The following is a 19,285-nucleotide window of genomic DNA, read 5'->3' on the forward strand; positions in this document are numbered from 1 at the left end:
TATGCGCCAGAAAACCATCGATGCGATTATGGCCCATGCTGCAGCTGAGTATCCTCGCGAGTGTTGCGGCGTAGTGGCGCAGAAAAGCCGTGTTGAACGTTATTTCCCGTGCCGGAATCTTGCCGCGGCACCGGAGGACAATTTTGTACTTTGCCCCGAAGACTACGCAGCTGCTGAGGACTGGGGGAGGGTGATCGCCATCGCTCACAGTCACCCTGATGCCTCGACGCAACCGAGCGAACTGGATAAAGCGCAATGTGATGCAACCCTTTTACCCTGGCATATCGTGAGCTGGCCGGAGGGGGATTTACGGACCATCCAGCCACGTGGAGAGCTGCCGCTGCTCGAGCGTCCGTTTGTGCTTGGTCACTTTGACTGCTGGGGGCTGGTGATGAGCTATTTCCGGCAAACGCACGGGATAGAGCTTCACGATTACCGGGTCGATTATCCCTGGTGGCAAAACGACTATCCGGACAACTTCTATCAGGATTGCTGGTATGCGTGCGGATTCCGTGAATTCGACGGGCCGCCAAAACCTGGCGATATGGTGATCATGCAGGTTCAGGCTGATAAGTGGAATCATGCGGGGATTCTGCTGGAAGGCAACATGCTACTGCATCACCTTTATGGGCATCTTAGCCAGCGCGTACCTTATGGCGGTTACTGGCGTGAGCGCACAATGAAAATACTGCGCTTTAAAGACTGTTTCTGATAACCGCCTGTGACAGTTTTTTATGGGGGAAAAATGGCTGCATTACTCAATGTTGAGCCGGTCCGCACAATTCGATTGTACGGCGTGCTGGGCGCCACCTTCGGGCGTGAATATCGTTTATCAGTAGCTTCACCAAAAGAGGCCATTCGTGCCCTGAGCGTTATCGTGCCGGGTTTTGAGCGTTTCCTGAATACCAGTAAGCAACGAGGTTTAACTTATGCGGTATTCAGCGGTAAGCGTAACCTCTTAAACGATGAGCTCAGTATGGACAGGAGCACAGAGGAAATCCGCATCGCGCCGGTGATCATCGGCAGTAAGCGAGCCGGGGTGTTTCAGACAATCCTCGGGGTTGCCCTTGTCGCTGTTGCTGCGTTCTTCACGGGAGGGGCCGCGATTGGGATTGGTGGTACCGCTTTCGCTGGTGGATGGGGCGCTGTGGCGGGGATTGGGGCATCAATGGCGATCGGCGGCGTAGTCCAGATGCTTTCTCCACAGACAACCGGGCTCGCCAGTAAGCAATCTGCGGATAACCAAGCCAGCTACGCCTTTGGTGGAGTAACAAACACGACAGCCCAGGGGAATCCGGTACCACTTCTTTATGGCCGCCGGCGAATCGGCGGCGCGATTATTTCTGCCGGGATTTATGTCGAGGATCAACAATGAAAAAATACTTGAGAATGACTATTTCAGGCCTACAGCGAGTCGATGAAGGCATTTTAATCGGTGGGAGTGCGAAAGTGACAGTAACACGTGGTGAAGATGTTATTTGCCGCGAGAATTTTTCAGGAAAGATTTCTGATAAATATTCCAAGCTATATGACGTTGAAGATAACGGTCTTCCTGTATCAGTAACGACTTCAAGCGATTGTCCGTTTTTCAAAGCTGAAGCTGACTTTGTAAACCCATTTAGCGAAACAAATATCTAACTAATTTTCTTCAGAAATAAGCCACCTTCGGGTGGCTTTTTTTATGGGCGCAATATGGCAACTGCAATCGCTATAAAAGGCCGCAAGGGCGGAAGCTCCAGTTCCCGCACCCCTACCGAACAGCCTGATGATCTGCAATCTGTAGCAAAGGCAAAAATCCTCGTTGCACTGGGGGAGGGTGAATTTGCAGGGCAGCTGACGGCGAAAGATATCTACCTGGACGGAACGGCTCTGGAGAATGCTGACGGCTCCCAAAACTTCAGCGGCGTCACGTGGGAATTTCGCGCGGGAACTCAGGCGCAAAAATATATTCAGGGCATACCCGGTACCGAAAACGAAATCAACGTGGGAACTGAGGTATCGAGCGCTACAGCGTGGACGCGCACGTTTACCAATACGCAGCTTTCAGCTGTTCGCCTGCGTCTGAAATGGCCCTCGCTTTTCAAACAGGAGGACGACGGCGATCTGGTCGGTTACTCGGTTAATTATGCGATTGACCTGCAGACGGACGGCGGCACATGGCAGACGGTACTCAATACCAGCGTGACCGGCAAAACGACGTCAGGTTACGAGCGCAGCCACCGTATTGATTTACCTCAGGCTGGCAGCACCTGGACAATCCGACTCCGTAAGATTACGTCTGATGCCAACAGCGCGAAGATCGGCGACACGATGCTGCTGCAGAGCTTCACCGAGGTAATTGACGCCAAATTACGCTATCCGAACACAGCGCTGCTTTATATCGAATTCGATTCCAGCCAGTTTAACGGCTCTATCCCGCAGATCTCCTGCGAACCCCGCGGCCGCGTTATCCGCGTACCGGATACTTACGACCCCGAAACCCGCACTTATAGCGGTACGTGGGCTGGGACATTTAAATGGGCCTGGACAGATAACCCTGCATGGATTTTCTACGACCTGGTGGTTAGCGACCGTTTCGGACTTGGGGATCGTCTGACAACGGCCAACATAGATAAATGGACGCTCTACCAGGTTGCACAGTATTGCGATCAAATGGTACCGGACGGCAAAGGCGGAAGTGGTACCGAACCACGCTATACCTGCAACGTGTACATTCAGGAACGCAACGACGCTTATACGGTCCTGCGCGATTTTGCTGCCATCTTCCGTGGGATGACCTACTGGGGCGACGACCAGATTGTGGCGCTGGCGGACATGCCGAGAGATGTTGATTTTACATACACGCATGCGAACGTTATTGATGGGCGCTTTACCTATTCCAGCAGCACCACAAAGAACCGTTACACCAATGCGCTGGTGTCCTGGTCTGATCCTGATAACGCTTATTCTGATGCGATGGAGCCTGTTTTTGAGCAGGCGCTGGTTGCTCGTTATGGGTTTAATCAACTTGAGATAACTGCGATCGGTTGTACCCGTCAGTCGGAAGCGAATCGCAAAGGGCGATGGGGGATCCTAACCAACAATAAAGATCGTGTTGTTACTTTCAACGTAGGGGAAGATGGCAACATCCCACAGCCTGGCTATGTAATTGCTGTAGCGGACCGAAATCTCTCCGGGCGCGACCTGGGCGGTCGTATTTCTGCGGTGAATGGTCGCGTGCTGACGCTGGACAGGGCGCCGGATGCTTCGGCAGCCGACAGGATGATTGTCAATCTTCCATCGGGTGTTTCTCAGTCACGCACCATTCAGTCGATTACGGGCAATAAAGTGACCGTTACGACCGCTTACAGCGAAACGCCTGTGGCTGAGGCCGTATGGGTCATTGAGTCTGATGAGCTCTACGCACAGCAGTATCGCGTTATTACGGTAACTGATAATAATGACGGCACGTTCACAATCGTCGGTGCAAATCACGATCCGGATAAATTCGATCGCATTGATACCGGAGCCATCATTGACCAGCGGCCGGTGAGCGTGATCCCGCCGGGCAACCAATCGCCGCCTGCGAACATCGTGATCAGCTCGTTTTCTGTGGTGCAGCAAAATATCAGCGTCGAAACGATGCGCGTGAGCTGGGACCAGGCGCAGAACGCTATCGCCTATGAAGCGCAATGGCGCCGCAATGACGGAAACTGGGTTAACGTACCGCGCAGCTCTACCACGTCATTCGACGTCCCGGGGATTTATGCCGGGCGCTACCTGGTGCGCGTGCGCGCAATCAATGCCGCAGAAATTTCATCCGGATGGGGTTATTCAGATGAGAAAACGCTGACGGGTAAAGTGGGCAATCCACCGAAGCCGGTTGGCTTCATCGCTTCTGAAAACGTGGTATTCGGTATCGAACTGAACTGGGGATTCCCGGCGAATACCGACGACACGCTGAAGACCGAAATACAGTACAGCCTGACCGGTACAGAAGACGATGCGATGCTACTGGCCGATGTGCCTTACCCGCAGCGCAAATATCAGCAGATGGGCCTTAAGGCTGGGCAGATTTTCTGGTACCGCGCGCAGCTGGTGGACCGAACCGGCAACGAGTCCGGATACACCGACTGGGTGCGCGGACAGGCGAGCATCGATGTTTCCGATGTCACCGATGTAATCCTGGACGAAATAAAAGATTCCGACACGTTCAAAGACCTCATCGAGAACGCTGTGGACAGCAATGAAAAAATTGCTGGCATAGTCGACGACATTAAACAGAACGCCGACGCACTGGAGCAGCAGGCAAAGGCTATTCAGGAAAATGCCGATGGTCTGGCCCAGGCCGAAGTGAAGATCGACGAGATGTCGGTATCGAAGGATGGAATGTCCAGTGGTGTAAAGAACTCTGCAATCGCCATTATTCAGAACGGGTTGGCACAGGTTACATCCCGCCGTTCTCAAACCGTAACGAACGCCGGGAACAGTGCCAGCATCGACCGTATCGACACCACTATTGCGGATACCAGCCAGGCAGTTTCCCGCGCGCTGGTGACGCTGGATGCCTCAGCCGGCGGGAACATCTCCAACGCGTCTGACCTGACCGAAACCCTTGCTAACTTTACGCAGGCTTCGGCCACGAAGATCAACTCCATCACCGTAACGGTGAATGGACAGACCGCGGCTATCAACCAGACGGCGCAAGCGGTGGCTGATGTAAACGGCAACATCAACGCGATGTACAACATCAAGGTGGCGGTGGACGCCAACGGTCGTCAGTATGCCGCCGGGATGGGGATCGGAGTTGAGAATACGCCTTCCGGCATGCAATCGCAGGTGCTGTTTGTGGCTGACCGTTTCGCGGTAATGGCGCAGGCTGGTGGGTCGGTCTCGTTGCCGTTCGTAATCCAGAACGGACAGACCTTCATCCGGGATACGTTCATCCAGGACGGTACCATCAGCAACGCCAAGATCGGCAACTTCATCCAGTCGAACAATTACGTTGCAGGTTCTGCAGGGTGGAAACTGGATAAAGGCGGCACATGGGAAAACTACGGCAGTGATGGTGAAGGTGCGGTGAGGCAGACAAACATTACCTGGAGCGTACGAGATAAAAACAGGCTTCGTGTTCAAATTGGGAAACTTACAGGAGTGTTTTAATGGCTTGGGGTATTCAGACTTGGGACGCCAACGGCAAGCCGAACAACTACGGTATCAAGCCTGTATCAGTGGTGGGGCGTATTCAGCTTTCTGAGGGGCAAACTTCGGGAAGCTGGTCGTTTACCATTCCGGCAGGGATGAAGGTTGGATTTGTCGTATCTCTGGATAAGGGCGGCGTCTCGGTGGGCCGTCGCATTATCGCTAACGGGAAAACTATCACTCTCAGCACTGCCAGCGAAGTTGGCATTGGAAATTATCCCGCTTCGGAATGTGAACTGGTAGTTTTCGTGGAGAATGCATAATGGCAGATTTTGGCGCACTGATTGCGCTGGAAAGCGGAAATCCGTTTATTACGCCTCAGTCCACGCCGTTTTGTCTATACAGAAAGGTAGTGGTTAATTCAGCAGCAAACGGGGCATATCACGGAGCCTCTGCAACAGTAGCACTGGATGCTTCTTATCCCGCGATGGTTTTTTGCAAAACGAGTAATACAGCTCAGCCCACTACGGTCGGGGCAACCAGGTCAGGAGGAAATATACTCGTTGGCTCCAGTAACGCTTATGGTCAGTCACATACTTTAACTGCGTACATCTTTGCTATCTTTCCACAGACGTTGCCCGACTGGGGATTTGCTGTCTGGGATGAAGCCGGGAAGCTGGTACTGACAAACGAAAGCCGCGTACTCACTGACCTCGTTACTGTCGGAACGCCAGGAGCCTCAACGGGGGGGATAAACATTGATGTTACTTTGCAGGGTAGCTATGCGGTAGCGCCTGCAATTCTGGGCTCTCAAATCGTCCAGAATAACAATACCAAGCCTCCAACAATCGTGAATATAACAGCCTATGCAGGATGCCGCTTTAACGGTTCGTCGACCAGAATAAATGCCGCGCCTTCTACAACAGCTACCGGTTCTGCAGCAGGAGGGACAACAACAGGAATAGCATTGACGGCCATCAACACCACAGCCTATGACTGATTGATCGTTTTGAGCGATCAATAACAAATAATTGATCTATCTAATCAATTATACCCATCAATTTTGTATTGATATCGTCTAAGCTACTGAATTGCTCTGGATACTAACAAAATGAAAAAGCTAGTTATCAGCATGGCGGGCGCTTTAATGCTGTCTGGTTGCGCTGGTGTACTTGAGAAACAGGAACCGATTTGCAGCGGCACGGCATATATGGGTGGACATGAGAATAACGTGATGATTTACGGCGTTCGAAGACAAAACAACCAGACGCAATACCGGGCCGGATATCCCTTTAACTGGCGTTGGGTAAGTGCGAACACATTTACAAGCACGACCTGCAAATAACTCACGACCTTGAATGCAAACCTCACTACGGCGGGGTTTTTTATTGCATGGAGAAAATATGCTTTATAACACTGGCACCATTGCCATTAACGGAAATACCGCAACCGGCACCAGCACAAACTGGACGGCGCCCGCCAGCCAAGTTCGCGCTGGCCAGACGATTATCGTCATGTCTAACCCGGTTCAGATGTTCCAGATTTCAGCAGTGAACAGCGCCACGTCAATGACGATCACGCCTGCTGCATCCCCGGCGCTGAGCGGCCAGAAGTATGGAATTCTTGTGTCGGACAATATCTCGGTCGACGGCCTGGCACAGGCTATGTCGCAGCTTATCAAAGAGTATGACGAGAACATTGGCGCGTGGGAGACGTTCGCAACCACGAACTCCAACCAAAACATCACCGTCACGATCAATGGCTCCAGTTTATCAATCCCGGCCATTGGGAAATTACTGCAGAAGGGGAGCAACGGAGCTTTGCCGGTTAACCAGGGCGGTACCGGCGCAACGAAGGTGGAAGACGCTCGCACAAACCTCGAGTTGGGAAGTAGCGCCACGAGAAACGCCTACAGCACCTCCGGGGATATGCTTTCCGTTGGTGATTTTGGTGTGGGGGCTGTATTTCCTAGCGGAGCAAGTATCCGCTTACAAGATGGCAGTACCCCATCAGGATTTTATGGTTCTGCAGGGGATGGGTACTCTGAAATTGGTGTTTCAGCGGATCTGACAACTTTGACCATTAACAGAGGGAACAGGCCAACCCGTATTCACCAGTCGTATTCACTCAGGAGAACCTGGTTCTCATATTACAGTGGCTCGTCCTGGTCATATCATGAGGCTTACACCACGGGCAATACCACCAGAGCCAGCGATGGCACGCTCAAAGCAGCATCGCCTGTGGTTAAAGTGTTTTCGGATGGATCATACCAGACTAATGATGAATCAGATGGCTGCACTGTAACTCGTCTGGGCATCGGTGAATATCTGGTTGAAGGGTGTGAGGGGCTTAACTCTGATGCGGCCTGGGGCGGCATTGATGGCGGTTTTGATATCCCAACTGACAGGAACAAACAGCCTCTCATCTGGCTGGATTATGAAGTAAATGCTGATGGTTCTGTGCTGGTAAAAACCTATCATCGAACACATCCTGGCGCGCCTGCATTCGCCAGGAACGAAATACAGGGTATTAGCGAGGGGGATCCGGTCGATATTCCCCGCGACCAGTTTTTGTCCGTCCGTGTAGAAATGCCAGTCGATTCTCTGCACAACCAAAGAATTATCGCGGCGGAGTTGGCCATGACTGCAGATGAAGGTGAATAAGGGTCCGTTTCAATACTGGTTTAAATCTGTTCAAGAATGGTTACGAGTATAAAATTTACAAAACTCATAATTCGAAACGAGAGAGAAACTTAGAAACGAAACGGCGAAGCTTTAAGCAGTGACGGTAGGGCCTGTATCTTGCGGACACTAACAAATAAAACTACTGTATATAAAAACAGTATTTGAGGTGTATACAATGGAATTCATCAGGCCAACAGAACTGCGAGAAATTATCTCTCTTCCGCTTTTCAGTGACTTAGTACAGTGTGGTTTCCCAAGCCCCGCGGCTGATTACGTTGAACAGCGTATCGATCTCAATGAGTTACTTGTTGCTCACCCGAGCTCAACATACTTCGTTAAAGCCGCGGGTGATTCAATGATCGAAGCCGGGATCAGCGACGGTGATCTGCTGGTGGTGGACAGCTCACGCACTGCTGAGCATGGTGACATTGTCATCGCCGCGGTGGAAGGGGAGTTCACTGTTAAGCGCCTGCAGCTGCGCCCGACCGTACAGCTCAATCCTATGAACAGCGCTTACTCGCCGATTATTGTCGGTAGCGAGGACACGCTTGATGTTTTCGGCGTTGTTACTTTCATCGTTAAATCTGCGAGCTGAATATGTTTGCGCTCTGTGATGTGAATTCTTTCTACGCATCATGCGAGACGGTGTTTCGGCCCGATTTGAAAGGGCGGCCAGTGGTTGTTCTCTCGAATAATGACGGCTGCGTAATCGCGCGCAGCGCCGAGGCCAAAGCCGCCGGAATTACCATGGGAGAGCCTTTCTTTAAGCAAAAGGATCTATTCCGGCGCGCTGGTGTTGTTTGCTTCAGCAGTAATTACGAGCTCTATGCTGACATGTCCAACCGGGTGATGACAACGTTGGAGGAAATGAGCCCCCGCGCCGAAATTTACAGTATCGATGAAGCTTTTTGTGACCTGACTGGTGTTCGAAATTGTCGTGACCTGACAGACTTCGGGAAAGAGATCCGCGCTACAGTTCTGAAGCGTACGCACCTGACGGTCGGTATTGGCATTGCCCAGACAAAGACACTGGCGAAGCTCGCAAACCATGCCGCTAAAAAATGGCAGCGGCAAACGGGCGGGGTAGTGGACCTATCCAATATCGATCGCCAGCGCCGACTGCTTGCTCTGGTTCCGGTGGAGGACGTCTGGGGAGTCGGCAGGCGCATCAGTAAGAAGCTCAACGCCATGGGCATCAAAACGGCTCTCGACCTCTCAGAGCAGAGTACGTGGATTATTCGGAAGCACTTCAATGTCGTCCTGGAGCGAACTGTCCGGGAGCTGCGCGGCGAACCATGTCTGGATCTGGAGGAGTTTGCACCAGCTAAGCAGGAAATCGTCTGCAGCCGGTCATTCGGAGAACGCGTTACTGAGTATGAACAGATGCGCCAGGCTATCTGCAGCTATGCTGCCCGTGGTGCTGAAAAACTGCGGGGTGAACATCAGTATTGCCGTTTTATCTCGGCGTTCGTGAAGACATCACCCTTTGCCCTAAATGAGCCATATTATGGCAACAGTGCATCAATGAAGCTTCTCACCCCCACTCAGGATTCACGTGACATTATCAACGCTGCAGTAAAGTGCTTGGACAAAATCTGGCAAGACGGTCACCGGTACCAGAAAGCCGGAATCATGCTAGGTGACTTCTTCAGCCAGGGCGTGGCACAGCTCAACCTTTTTGACGATAACGCGCCGCGGTCCGGTAGTAAAAGGTTGATGGAGGTGCTAGATCACCTGAACGCGAAAGAGGGTAAAGGAACTCTCTACTTTGCCGGGCAGGGAATACAGCAGCAGTGGCAGATGAAGCGTGAAATGTTATCTCCTCGATATACGACTCGACTAACAGATCTGCCAGTAGTTAGATAATTGCTATCGTTTAGTAGCGATACAAAAATTTTAAGTCCTGGCAAAGAATAAAAAATTATACTAGCCTCAAAATGCTTGAATCTAAGCAATGCTATGGTACACAACCTTTCTGAACCTTCAGTACCCCGCTTTGTAATGGCGGGTTTTTTTCATCGTATACTTAAAGTGCCAAAAATTGCATGTTTAGCCCGGGAGATAATTATGTATGATTGAGACTGAAAGCATAATGCTTATTTTTTTTGACTAGATTTCGTAAATCTAATAGTTTAAATATGTGGTGAATCCCCCTAAGCGGAGGGGCGAACAGTCAAATTTTGCAGTATGCTCGCGTTTCTTGAGACTGGAAGAGAAACACCGGGAGGCACCCGGCACCACATTCTATTTTATCAATGATTATTTGTGCCTTCTTTATGGTTTTGTGATCATTATGTTACTATAAGCTCAATGTAAACTAAAAAAGGGGGACATCACCCCCAAATGAAGAACAATATAGTTATAATGACTGCTGGACTATTTTCTATATTTTGGAAGGGGAGTAAAAGTTAATAATTCTTGACTAATCGTTATTGGTTAGGTGATGTCAATCAATAGGAATAATTAGAGGAATATCATTCTAAAATACCAATATCAATGATATTAATGTCTTGCGATTTATTTCGTTGGGAGTGGTGAAGGGGGGGCGTGCTTTAGCTATGATGAATAAACTAAAAAAGTTAATATTTTCTCAGGTGTTTGTATTGACTTTATTGTCTTCACTAGAAAATATGTTCTGGCCTCCCTGTGTTTTGGGTGGTTATGTCATTGCTGTTGTAATTTATAAAGAATGTTCAATATATGTAACGTGACGTGGTGTATAATGTCAATGGAGATTTATGGATTTGAGCATAAAATCATTCTATTTCTTTTTTCGTTCGATTATATTGCATTTATTGCCTCGATTAACTCCGGCCTCTGATTTTTAACATTACCCACAGCGCGCGATACCACGTGCCAGAAAAACTTGTCTGCTTGCACTGCACCGTCGGCTGCTATCTCTTCAGCTTCCTTCCCGCCTATATCTTGGCGCATCCATTCGCGTGCTGCTTCCGGTGACAAAACCAGTGGCCGCCTGTCATGAATATCAACCAGACCTTTACCAGCTGCGGACGTAACTATCAGAAAGCCCTCTGCTTCGTCTCCACGATCAAATGGCGTGCTGCCGATTGCCGCCATAAATATGGGTTGCTCGTCGGCCCGGTGAATGAAGTAGGGCTGTTTCTTTTCGCCTTCCTTCTTCCATTCGAACCAACCGTCTGCGAAGCAGATTGCCCGACCGTGTTGCCATAACGGCTTAAACATGCGGCTTGTGGCTGCAGTTTCAACGCGCGCGTTAATCAGTGGCGGCTTATTCCACCACCCGGGCGCGTAACCCCAGAGCACCGGATCGAGATGCAAATGCTCGTCGCGTTCGCTCAACAGCAGTACTTTTGTGCCTGGCGCCACGTTGTAACGTCCGATCGTTTCGGGGTCATAGGCGATGTTGCGATCTGCTTCATCGGCCAGGTATGCCAGATATTCTTCACGGGTTTGGGATTGTGCAAAACGTCCACACATCGGGCACCTCCAGTTGTCAGACTGAAAGTATAGGCACAGATAAGCACGCTAAATGGGTACCAATGCATTGCCTGTCTATCTACTCCAGTTAAAGCATTGGTTCAACGATCGCTTTATTGAAAATTCCTGTTTCAATAACTTCACTGTGAAGGCTATGAGGGATGATAACAGGAATTTTTATACCAGGATAAAGTTGAGTAAGAGCCAGGGTTCTGTGCCGACCATCCATGATACGGAATGGCGAGGTCATCTCCGGATACTCGACAATACCGTTGGCAATGTAGCTTTTAACTTTGTGCCAGCGAATTGGGTCGATGTTAAATGCCTCATCCCCCATGCTTTCCAGAATTTTTAAACCATCGGCAACAATGATGCATCCACCCTCTTGAGCAAACACTGGAGGTAGAATGAAACGAATGTCGCTGAACTTAGGGTAGACAAACGGTTCATCGTCTTTTGGAATGTCGTCAAAGGATCCAAATCTGAATTTACCGAGGTGAGTGTGGAGGAATTCCTCCGGAAGGCGAGAGAATAATTGTTTCATAAAAGTCCTTCTCAAATGTCAAAGGGGAGTGAAGTAATGCCATGCAAACAAGCAGTAATCAAAAAAATAGCGCACGCCGATTAAGTCATACAACTCATTCACGGTGATTATGCTGTTGGGAGTTGGGGGCAGTAAAGCAGGAGGTTTAAAAACTGGAAACGTGCGCGCAAATCAGCTAATCGAATCAGAATTTTGGGGGCAAATTTGGGGGCATTTTGAAAGTAGGGACACCGATAGGGGCACAAAAAAGACCGTGCACGTCCGTAGATGTCTGTTAAACGTTTCGGGCTAACTCACTGATATCGTGGGAAATAATTGAATTTCAATGAGTTGCGAATTTTCTGCACACTAAAACTGCACAAACAGCTTTTTCATTGGATCTCACCGAAGAAACGCTTTGTGCAGAATATACATGAAAACCCGGCGATATTTTCATGTCTGTGAAGCGTGTTACATGGCTTTCGCGCTGTTTTTTACCTTGGCGATGAGCGTTTCCGTTACGGCCAGTCCTTCCGCAATGTGCATATCAATCACATCGGCCCCAAATTCGTTAATTAAATCCAGGAGAATTTCGTAAGACTGGATGAGTTCAAGGAGATCAAAGAGCGCTTTCCGATCGGCGCGTGAGGGGGAGGAATGGCTAAGCGCTGCCTGATTAACAATCCATTCAAGATTGGTTTTGATGGCTTCTACCTGACTGTAGCTATACATATTTCATGGGCTTAAATCCTCATATCAAGATTTTATGGGAGAGGTATCGTGAGAGCTTCACGGTGAAAATGAGTAAAACGGTCGCATGAGCGGGGCGAGCTGAAAAAAGGAGAGTCGAGAAGGTAATTATGGAATAGTTCGCGTGCTTAGCAAGTCAATTGTTGCGCAAACGTAAAAATAAACGCGCGAAAGAAGGGCATCGTCGCGCAATGCCTTCATTTCGCACGGGTTGTCTTATCGGGAGACGCGATCAGGTTTCCCACGCATGTGGGGCAAACAGGTAACCCTTATTACGCACGGTTTTAATGCGGTAGGGCTCGGTAGCGTTATCCTGCAGCTTTTTACGCAGACGCGAAATCGCCACGTCAACGCTGCGGTCCATTCCGTCATAGCTCACGCCACGCAGGTTTTTCAGCAGCGCGTCGCGGTCCATGATTTGCCCGGCGTGCGTTGCCAGCTCCCACAGCAGGTCAAAATCCGCGGTGGAGAGGGCGATAAGCTCGCCAGAGAGCAGCACCTGGCGGTTAATGGGGTCAATAGACAGCGTACCGAAGCGCATCGCTTTGTGCGGCGTCAGAGACGGCGCGGGCGCTTCGCGTTCGATGCTGGCGTGCTGGCGCAAATGCAGGCGCAGGCGTGCAAGCAGGACGGCAGGCGGTGTGGTTTTCAGAATGTAGTCATTGGCACCCATCTCCAGCGACAAAATGTGGTTCATATCGCTGTCCAGTGAGGTGAGCAGGACGATAGGCCCCTCCCACTGGGCGCGCAGGTCGCGGCAGAGCGTCATGCCGTCTTTGCCTGGCAACATGATATCCAGCAGCACCAGATCCGGATTTTCACGGACGACCACCTCTTCGGCACGATCGCCGCGAGGTTCAACAATGACGTCCATATCATGTTTACCCAGATAGGCAGCGATCAGTTGCCCGACTTCGGGTTCGTCTTCAACATAAACAATCTTATTCATACAGCGTCTGTTTTCGTGAAAAAAGCCAACATACACCGCGAAACCTTAACCTTCCATTAATCTTTCAAAATTAACGCCGGTTCCGTTATTCTGGCTCATATTGTGAGTTGATTATTCCAGGGAAAAATATGGGGCTGGTGATCAAAGCCGCGCTGGGCGCGCTGGTGGTGTTACTGATTGGCGTTCTGGCAAAAACGAAAAACTACTATATTGCCGGGCTAATTCCGCTGTTTCCGACTTTTGCGCTGATTGCTCACTATATTGTGGCTTCTGAACGGGGCACGGAAGCGTTACGCACGACCATCGTGTTTGGCATGTGGTCTATCATTCCGTATTTTCTCTACCTGCTTTCGCTGTGGTATTTCACCGGTTTTCTGCGTCTTCCCCTGGCGCTGAGCGGGGCGGTTGTCTGCTGGGGACTCAGCGCCTGGGTGTTAATTTTCTTCTGGAGCCGCTTTCACTAGCGCAGCGGTCGGCCGCCGTCCACGGCAAAGGTTCTGCCGGTGACGTAGCAGCTGGTGAGCAGGTAATCCACAAGGTCGATGACCTCTTTCTCGCCCGGGGCGATTTTCATGAGCGACTTATTCAGCGCCTGCTGGCGATACTCCGCATCATCGTTTTCGTTAAACAAAATCATCGCCGGGGCGATGGCGTTCACCTTCACCTCGGGCGCGAGCTTGCGGGCAAACGAGCGCGTCATGTTATCCAGCGCGGCTTTGCTGGCCGCGTAGGCGATGTGCTTGTCGCTTCCGCGCTCCACCACATAATCGGTAAAGTGAATAATATCGCCCGCAGCGTGCCCATGACCGCGCAGAAGATCCTGCAGGGCGTGGTTGAGCAGATAAGGGGCATTTACGTGGATCTGCAACATGGCGGAGAGCGTTTCGCTGAGTGACGTACCGGGTTTTTCGGCACGCCATGCGCTGGCGTTATGGATCACGGCGCGCAGCCCCGTCGTGGTGGATTTCACCTCTTCCGCGAAAGCCAGAATGCCTTCATCGGTTGAAAAATCAGCCTGAATGCAGACAGCACCGGCTTTGCGTAACCCTTCAATCGACGGGTATTCCGTACGGTAGCTGACAATGACCGGATGGCGAAGGTTGAGGAAGTGATGGGCGAGGGCGAGGCCGATACGGCGGCCTCCGCCGGTAATCAGTATTGGGCGAAGCGGTGCATTTCCCATCGTATTCTCCTTAACAGTTCAACAATGGGAAAGGCGATGCTATCCCATTAACATCCAGGTTGCCGGTAGGGCAGCAACCAGTAGCAGTCCAATTAATGCCATCTCACGGCGTTTCAGCGCGTTCTCCAGCTGATGCGTGCGGCGGGCGTAGATAAACACCAGCAGACCCGGTGCGTACAGCACTACCGACAGCAGCAGATGCATAGGTCCGGAAGCATACAACAACCACAGGCCGTAAATACAGGCTCCGACGCCCACGACATAATGCGCCGGGCGTGTGGCAATTTTTAACAGATACGCACCCACTAAGAAATAGGGTACCAGAATCATCTCCGAGGCGATGGTCAGCAGAGTGTTATAGTCAGAACCTGTGAGCCAGATCAGCACCAGACAGACCTGAACGCTGATGTTGGTCAGCCAGAGTGATGCCGACGGCGCGCTGTTTTGGTTTTGACGGGCAAACAGGCGTGGAAACGCCTTGTGCGTCGCGGCCAGGAACGGCACTTCAGCCGCCATGATGGTCCAACTCAGGTAAGCGCCGCAGACGGAGACGATCAGCCCTGCGGCAATCACCACATCGCCCCAGGGGCCGAGCATTTTCACCATCAGGCCTGCCATTGACGGGTTACGCATTTCCGCCAGCTCAGGACGCGCCACGACGCCAAGCGACAGCAGCGTCACCAGCAGATAGACCCCGAGCGCAGCCAGTACGGCCAGCAGCGTAGCGCGGCCCACATCGCGTTTATTCCGGGCCCGGGCAGAAACTACGACCGCGCCTTCAACGCCGATGAACACCCACAGGGTAATCAGCATCGTGTTTTTCACCTGCTCCCAGACGGGAACGCCCAGCGCAACGCCGCTGAAATCGAGCTTGAATACGTCCAGACGGAACGCAATAAAGGCCAGAACGATAAACAGTCCTAGCGGAACCAGTTTCGCCAGCGTCGCCACCAGGTTGATGCTGGCGGCCGTTTGTACGCCACGCAACACCAGCCAGTGGACGAACCACAGCAACACCGAGGCGCCCACAATAGACTGCCAGGTATTCCCGTCGCCAAAGAGGCGCAGCTCAGGCGTATCGGTAAAGAAACTGAGCGCCGAGAAGACGATAACCAGATAGGAGACGTTGGCGATAACCGCACACAGCCAGTATCCCCACGCGGAACAGAAGCCAATCAGCTCGCCGAAACCTTCACGCGCATAGGTGAAAATGCCGCCGTCCAGGTCCGGACGAATGCGGGTGAGCAGCAGCATGGCGAAGGCCAGCAGCAGTATTCCGACACCCGTAATGCCCCAGCCAATGATGAGCGCGGAAGGGCTGGCGACGGCCGCCATATTCTGCGGCAAACTGAATACGCCTGCACCCAGCATTGAGCTTAAAACGAGTGCAGTCAGAGCACTCAGGCCAAGTTTCTTTTCCATTGGCTTCCTGTTATGAAAGGTCAAAATCCAGAATAATTATTTCGCTCAGGCGCATAAAAATGGTGGATCACACTAAGGCGCGGGATTTTACGGAGTGTAACGAAAGCATGCAATGACGTGGGACAGAAATTCAAAAAAAGTAACAAAAAAGGCGGCATTGCGCCGCCTTTCGTAAACGATTTTGTTACTTGTACAGATCGGCGCTGATGGTCACGTTGTTACCACGTTCCTGCCACTGGCGGGTGATGTGGTAATACTTCGCCCCTTTCTTCGCCGCACGCTTCGCGACCTGGTAAGAGACTTCCGTCATGTTGCCGTAGTTGCCGGTAAACTTGATGCTGTCGAACGGCACCATCTGCGCGGCAGTGGCGTTGTTCAGCTCTTCAATTTTGGTACCGTCCGGCAGCGTAACGGAGTAACGGCCACCTTTCGTGGACTGCGTTTCAAAGAAACGGCCCACTTCAGCGCTTGGGGCAGCCGTCGTTGCTACGCCTGGAATTTCAACTTTCTTCGCTTCTTCGCCGCCTTTTGCTATTGCCGCGCGACCTGCTTCTGAATTCGCCGGGATGGCATCCGGGCTCTGCAGAACACGTTTTTTCGCATCTTTTTTATAGATGAACGCGGTAATACGCTGGTTGCCACCCTGGTTAGCATCGACCTGACGCACGATGAAGAAAGAGTAGGCCCCTTTCTCTTTCGCGGCTTTGGTGATGGCATCGTTCACTTCAGGCTGGCTGCGATAGAAGCCCTGAACGGTGACGGTGTCGTAAGGTTCCAGCTCAATCGCCTGATCTTTCGGCAGTTCAACAACACCGTTGATCACGCGGTTTTTCGGTGCGTCAGCTTTTGGCGCATTGTCTTTGAACAGCGCAATGGTCACGCGCTGGTTACCGCTGTTGCCGTAATCGGACTGGTCAACGACATAAAACGAGGCAGCCCCGTTTTTATCAGCAGCTTTTGATGCCGCGGCGACGGCGTCGCCAATAGAATTATAACGACCCACAATGACCGTATGGTCAAAAGGTTTTAACGCTGCCGCTTGCTCCGGCGTTAACTCTGTTGCGGCATTCGCAGACAGGGCGGTCGCGGAAAGAAGTGCGGACGCCAGGAGTGTGTTCTTAAGCTTCATAAAAATGATCCTTCGCCTTGCGCAAACCATGTACTGGTATTGTTGTTAATTTGAGACGGTCCCGATTATTGCATTTAAAACCCGTCGCTGTCTGCGCCATTTTTCACTGCCTGTGCTGACTGAATCACCAATTTCTATAACATTTAGTGATATGTTGAAAAAACACGCGTTTGACAAGTAAAACTGATAAAGCATATGACTTTTACAAGTTAATTTAATGTTAATAAGTTGTTCTCTTATGGCGCTATATCATGTTTTTACCGCTTCGTTTGCGCGATTTATCGGTTCTGGCAATGAATTTAAGGTAAATATCACTGTCAGTGACGCCGATCGCTTATTTTTCACAGATAAAGTAAGAAATAGTGTTTTCTGGCGGTAGATCGCGGGCGCTATTTTCAGTAGGTTATAGGCAGTTTGTTACTGTTTTATTTTCCGGGGTTAATCATATTTCGTCGCTCGCGTGATGGCGAATATTGATACAAACCGCGGGCATTTATCGATAAACCATCATCAAAAACCGATGGAAGGGAAAACTATGCGTATTGGGGTACCAAAAGAACGGTTAGCCAATGAAACCCGCGTAGCGGCAACACCGAAAACGGTGGAGCAACTGCTTAAGCTGGGTTTTACGGTCGCGGTTGAAAGCGGCGCAGGCAAACTGGCGAGTTTCGATGACGAGGCCTTTATCCAGGCTGGCGCGGAAGTGGTCGACGGTGCCGACGTCTGGCAGTCGCCGGTGATTCTGAAGGTCAACGCACCGGAAGAGAGTGAGATTGCGCTGCTGAATCCGGGGACGACCCTGGTGAGCTTCATCTGGCCTGCGCAAAACCCGGAGCTGATGGAGAAGCTGGCGGCCCGCGGCGTGACCGTGATGGCGATGGACTCCGTGCCGCGCATTTCGCGCGCGCAGTCGCTGGATGCCTTAAGCTCCATGGCAAACATTGCCGGCTACCGCGCCATTGTTGAAGCGGCCCACGAATTTGGTCGCTTCTTTACCGGTCAAATCACCGCCGCGGGTAAAGTCCCTCCGGCGAAAGTGATGGTGATTGGCGCGGGCGTGGCGGGCCTTGCCGCAATCGGTGCGGCAAACAGCCTGGGCGCTATCGTACGTGCCTTTGACACCCGTCCTGAAGTAAAGGAACAGGTCCAGAGTATGGGTGCCGAATTCCTTGAGCTGGACTTCAAGGAAGAGGCAGGCAGCGGCGACGGTTACGCGAAGGTGATGTCCGAAGCGTTTATCAAAGCCGAAATGGAGCTCTTCGCCGCCCAGGCGAAAGATGTCGACATTATTGTCACCACCGCGCTTATTCCGGGTAAACCGGCGCCGAAGCTGATTACCCGTGAGATGGTTGACTCCATGAAGTCGGGCAGCGTGATTGTCGACCTGGCCGCCCAAAACGGCGGTAACTGTGAATATACCGTACCGAATCAGGTGACCACGACCGCGAACGGCGTGAAGGTGATCGGTTATACCGATCTGCCGGGCCGTCTGCCAACGCAGTCTTCTCAGCTCTACGGCACTAACCTGGTCAACCTGCTGAAGCTGCTCTGCAAAGAGAAAGACGGCAACGTCACCGTTGATTTCGACGATGTGGTGGTACGCGGCGTCACCGTCGTCCGCGAAGGTGAAATTACCTGGCCTGCGCCGCCTATTCAGGTTTCTGCTCAGCCTCAGGCGGCATCGAAAGCGGCGCCAGCGCCAAAAGAACCCGCCAAACCGGCTTCTCCGTGGCGCAAATACGCGATCATGGCGCTGGTAATTATTCTGTTCGGCTGGCTGGCTGACGTTGCGCCGAAAGAGTTCCTCGGCCACTTTACCGTCTTCGCGCTCTCCTGCGTCGTAGGCTACTACGTGGTGTGGAACGTCTCCCATGCGCTGCATACGCCGCTGATGTCGGTAACCAACGCCATCTCCGGGATCATCGTGGTGGGGGCGTTACTACAGATTGGTCACGGCGGCTGGATCAGCTTCCTGAGCTTTATCGCGGTGCTGATCGCCAGTATCAATATTTTCGGTGGTTTCACCGTGACTCAGCGCATGCTGAAAATGTTTCGTAAAGGCTAA

19 protein-coding genes are annotated in these 19,285 nt (G+C 51.6%); 12 read left to right on the top strand and 7 right to left on the bottom strand.

All coding sequences use genetic code 11. The annotated features are described in order from the left end of the window. Window position 1: 1 nt before the first annotated feature. The 10 genes from AB8846_RS19620 (at window position 2) to AB8846_RS19665 (ending at window position 9,671) form a co-directional block, all read left to right on the top strand. Entirely contained in the window at window positions 2-712 is a 711-nt protein-coding gene (locus AB8846_RS19620) for a C40 family peptidase (protein WP_370733457.1), read from the top strand. Window positions 713-745: 33 nt separating this feature from the next. Beyond that, window positions 746-1,375, top strand: coding sequence for a tail assembly protein (locus tag AB8846_RS19625; protein ID WP_370733458.1), 630 nt, complete (start codon window positions 746-748; stop codon window positions 1,373-1,375). Beyond that, complete coding sequence (locus AB8846_RS19630; protein ID WP_370733459.1) at window positions 1,372-1,638, top strand: hypothetical protein; 267 nt, start codon at window positions 1,372-1,374, stop codon at window positions 1,636-1,638. Before AB8846_RS19625 ends, AB8846_RS19630 begins: the two co-directional genes overlap by 4 nt. 54 nt (window positions 1,639-1,692) lie before the next feature. Next, window positions 1,693-5,142 carry a host specificity protein J gene (locus AB8846_RS19635; RefSeq protein ID WP_370733460.1) on the top strand — a complete coding sequence of 1,150 codons (3,450 nt, stop codon included), beginning with the start codon at window positions 1,693-1,695 and terminating at the stop codon, window positions 5,140-5,142. Continuing rightward, window positions 5,142-5,444 (top strand): hypothetical protein, encoded by a 303-nt coding sequence (locus AB8846_RS19640; RefSeq protein WP_370733461.1) that lies wholly within the window; start codon window positions 5,142-5,144, stop codon window positions 5,442-5,444. The genes AB8846_RS19635 and AB8846_RS19640 overlap by 1 nt, the downstream gene beginning before the upstream one ends. Then, window positions 5,444-6,121, top strand: coding sequence for a hypothetical protein (locus tag AB8846_RS19645; RefSeq protein WP_370733462.1), 678 nt, complete (start codon window positions 5,444-5,446; stop codon window positions 6,119-6,121). The genes AB8846_RS19640 and AB8846_RS19645 overlap by 1 nt, the downstream gene beginning before the upstream one ends. A 111-nt stretch (window positions 6,122-6,232) precedes the next feature. Beyond that, window positions 6,233-6,466 (top strand): cor protein, encoded by a 234-nt coding sequence (locus tag AB8846_RS19650; protein ID WP_370733463.1) that lies wholly within the window; start codon window positions 6,233-6,235, stop codon window positions 6,464-6,466. A gap of 58 nt (window positions 6,467-6,524) precedes the next feature. Next, window positions 6,525-7,784: a phage tail protein gene (locus AB8846_RS19655; protein WP_370733464.1), complete on the top strand. Its 1,260-nt coding sequence runs from the start codon at window positions 6,525-6,527 to the stop codon at window positions 7,782-7,784. 196 nt (window positions 7,785-7,980) lie between these two features. After that, complete coding sequence (locus tag AB8846_RS19660; protein ID WP_252046687.1) at window positions 7,981-8,400, top strand: translesion error-prone DNA polymerase V autoproteolytic subunit; 420 nt, start codon at window positions 7,981-7,983, stop codon at window positions 8,398-8,400. A gap of 2 nt (window positions 8,401-8,402) precedes the next feature. Beyond that, window positions 8,403-9,671, top strand: coding sequence for a Y-family DNA polymerase (locus AB8846_RS19665; protein ID WP_370733466.1), 1,269 nt, complete (start codon window positions 8,403-8,405; stop codon window positions 9,669-9,671). Between the two features lie 915 nt (window positions 9,672-10,586). Here the strand turns inward: AB8846_RS19665 and AB8846_RS19670 are convergent. The 4 genes from AB8846_RS19670 to rstA form a co-directional block, all read right to left on the bottom strand. Next, window positions 10,587-11,264 (bottom strand): SOS response-associated peptidase, encoded by a 678-nt coding sequence (locus AB8846_RS19670; protein ID WP_047647951.1) that lies wholly within the window; start codon window positions 11,262-11,264, stop codon window positions 10,587-10,589. Window positions 11,265-11,352: 88 nt separating this feature from the next. Beyond that, on the bottom strand, window positions 11,353-11,808 hold the full coding sequence (locus tag AB8846_RS19675) for a hypothetical protein (RefSeq protein WP_370733467.1): 456 nt from the start codon (window positions 11,806-11,808) through the stop codon (window positions 11,353-11,355). Between the two features lie 450 nt (window positions 11,809-12,258). Then, entirely contained in the window at window positions 12,259-12,519 is a 261-nt protein-coding gene (locus AB8846_RS19680; protein WP_063142992.1) for a hypothetical protein, read from the bottom strand. A gap of 250 nt (window positions 12,520-12,769) precedes the next feature. Further along, the gene (gene rstA, locus AB8846_RS19685) at window positions 12,770-13,486 is read right to left on the bottom strand and encodes a two-component system response regulator RstA (protein ID WP_063143057.1); all 717 of its coding nucleotides are present in this window, start codon (window positions 13,484-13,486) and stop codon (window positions 12,770-12,772) included. A gap of 128 nt (window positions 13,487-13,614) precedes the next feature. Here rstA and AB8846_RS19690 point away from each other — a divergent pair, with 128 nt between their 5' ends. Further along, window positions 13,615-13,950, top strand: coding sequence for a GlpM family protein (locus AB8846_RS19690; protein ID WP_063142993.1), 336 nt, complete (start codon window positions 13,615-13,617; stop codon window positions 13,948-13,950). On the opposite strand, the gene folM is transcribed toward AB8846_RS19690, so the two are convergent. From folM to ydgH, 3 genes are all read right to left on the bottom strand, one after another. Then, window positions 13,947-14,669 (bottom strand): dihydromonapterin reductase, encoded by a 723-nt coding sequence (folM, locus tag AB8846_RS19695; RefSeq protein ID WP_121423518.1) that lies wholly within the window; start codon window positions 14,667-14,669, stop codon window positions 13,947-13,949. The genes AB8846_RS19690 and folM overlap by 4 nt on opposite strands. Before the next feature lie 39 nt (window positions 14,670-14,708). Further along, a complete protein-coding gene (locus AB8846_RS19700) occupies window positions 14,709-16,091 on the bottom strand; it encodes an amino acid permease (protein WP_023311472.1) in 1,383 nt (460 codons plus the stop codon). Window positions 16,092-16,275: 184 nt separating this feature from the next. After that, window positions 16,276-17,220 (bottom strand): DUF1471 family protein YdgH, encoded by a 945-nt coding sequence (gene ydgH, locus AB8846_RS19705; protein WP_024909331.1) that lies wholly within the window; start codon window positions 17,218-17,220, stop codon window positions 16,276-16,278. A gap of 535 nt (window positions 17,221-17,755) precedes the next feature. Here ydgH and pntA point away from each other — a divergent pair. Beyond that, a complete protein-coding gene (gene pntA, locus AB8846_RS19710; protein ID WP_370733468.1) occupies window positions 17,756-19,285 on the top strand; it encodes a Re/Si-specific NAD(P)(+) transhydrogenase subunit alpha in 1,530 nt (509 codons plus the stop codon).

The organism is Enterobacter sp. KB-221C9, assembly GCF_041320715.1.
Taxonomy (GTDB): domain Bacteria; phylum Pseudomonadota; class Gammaproteobacteria; order Enterobacterales; family Enterobacteriaceae; genus Enterobacter; species Enterobacter asburiae_D.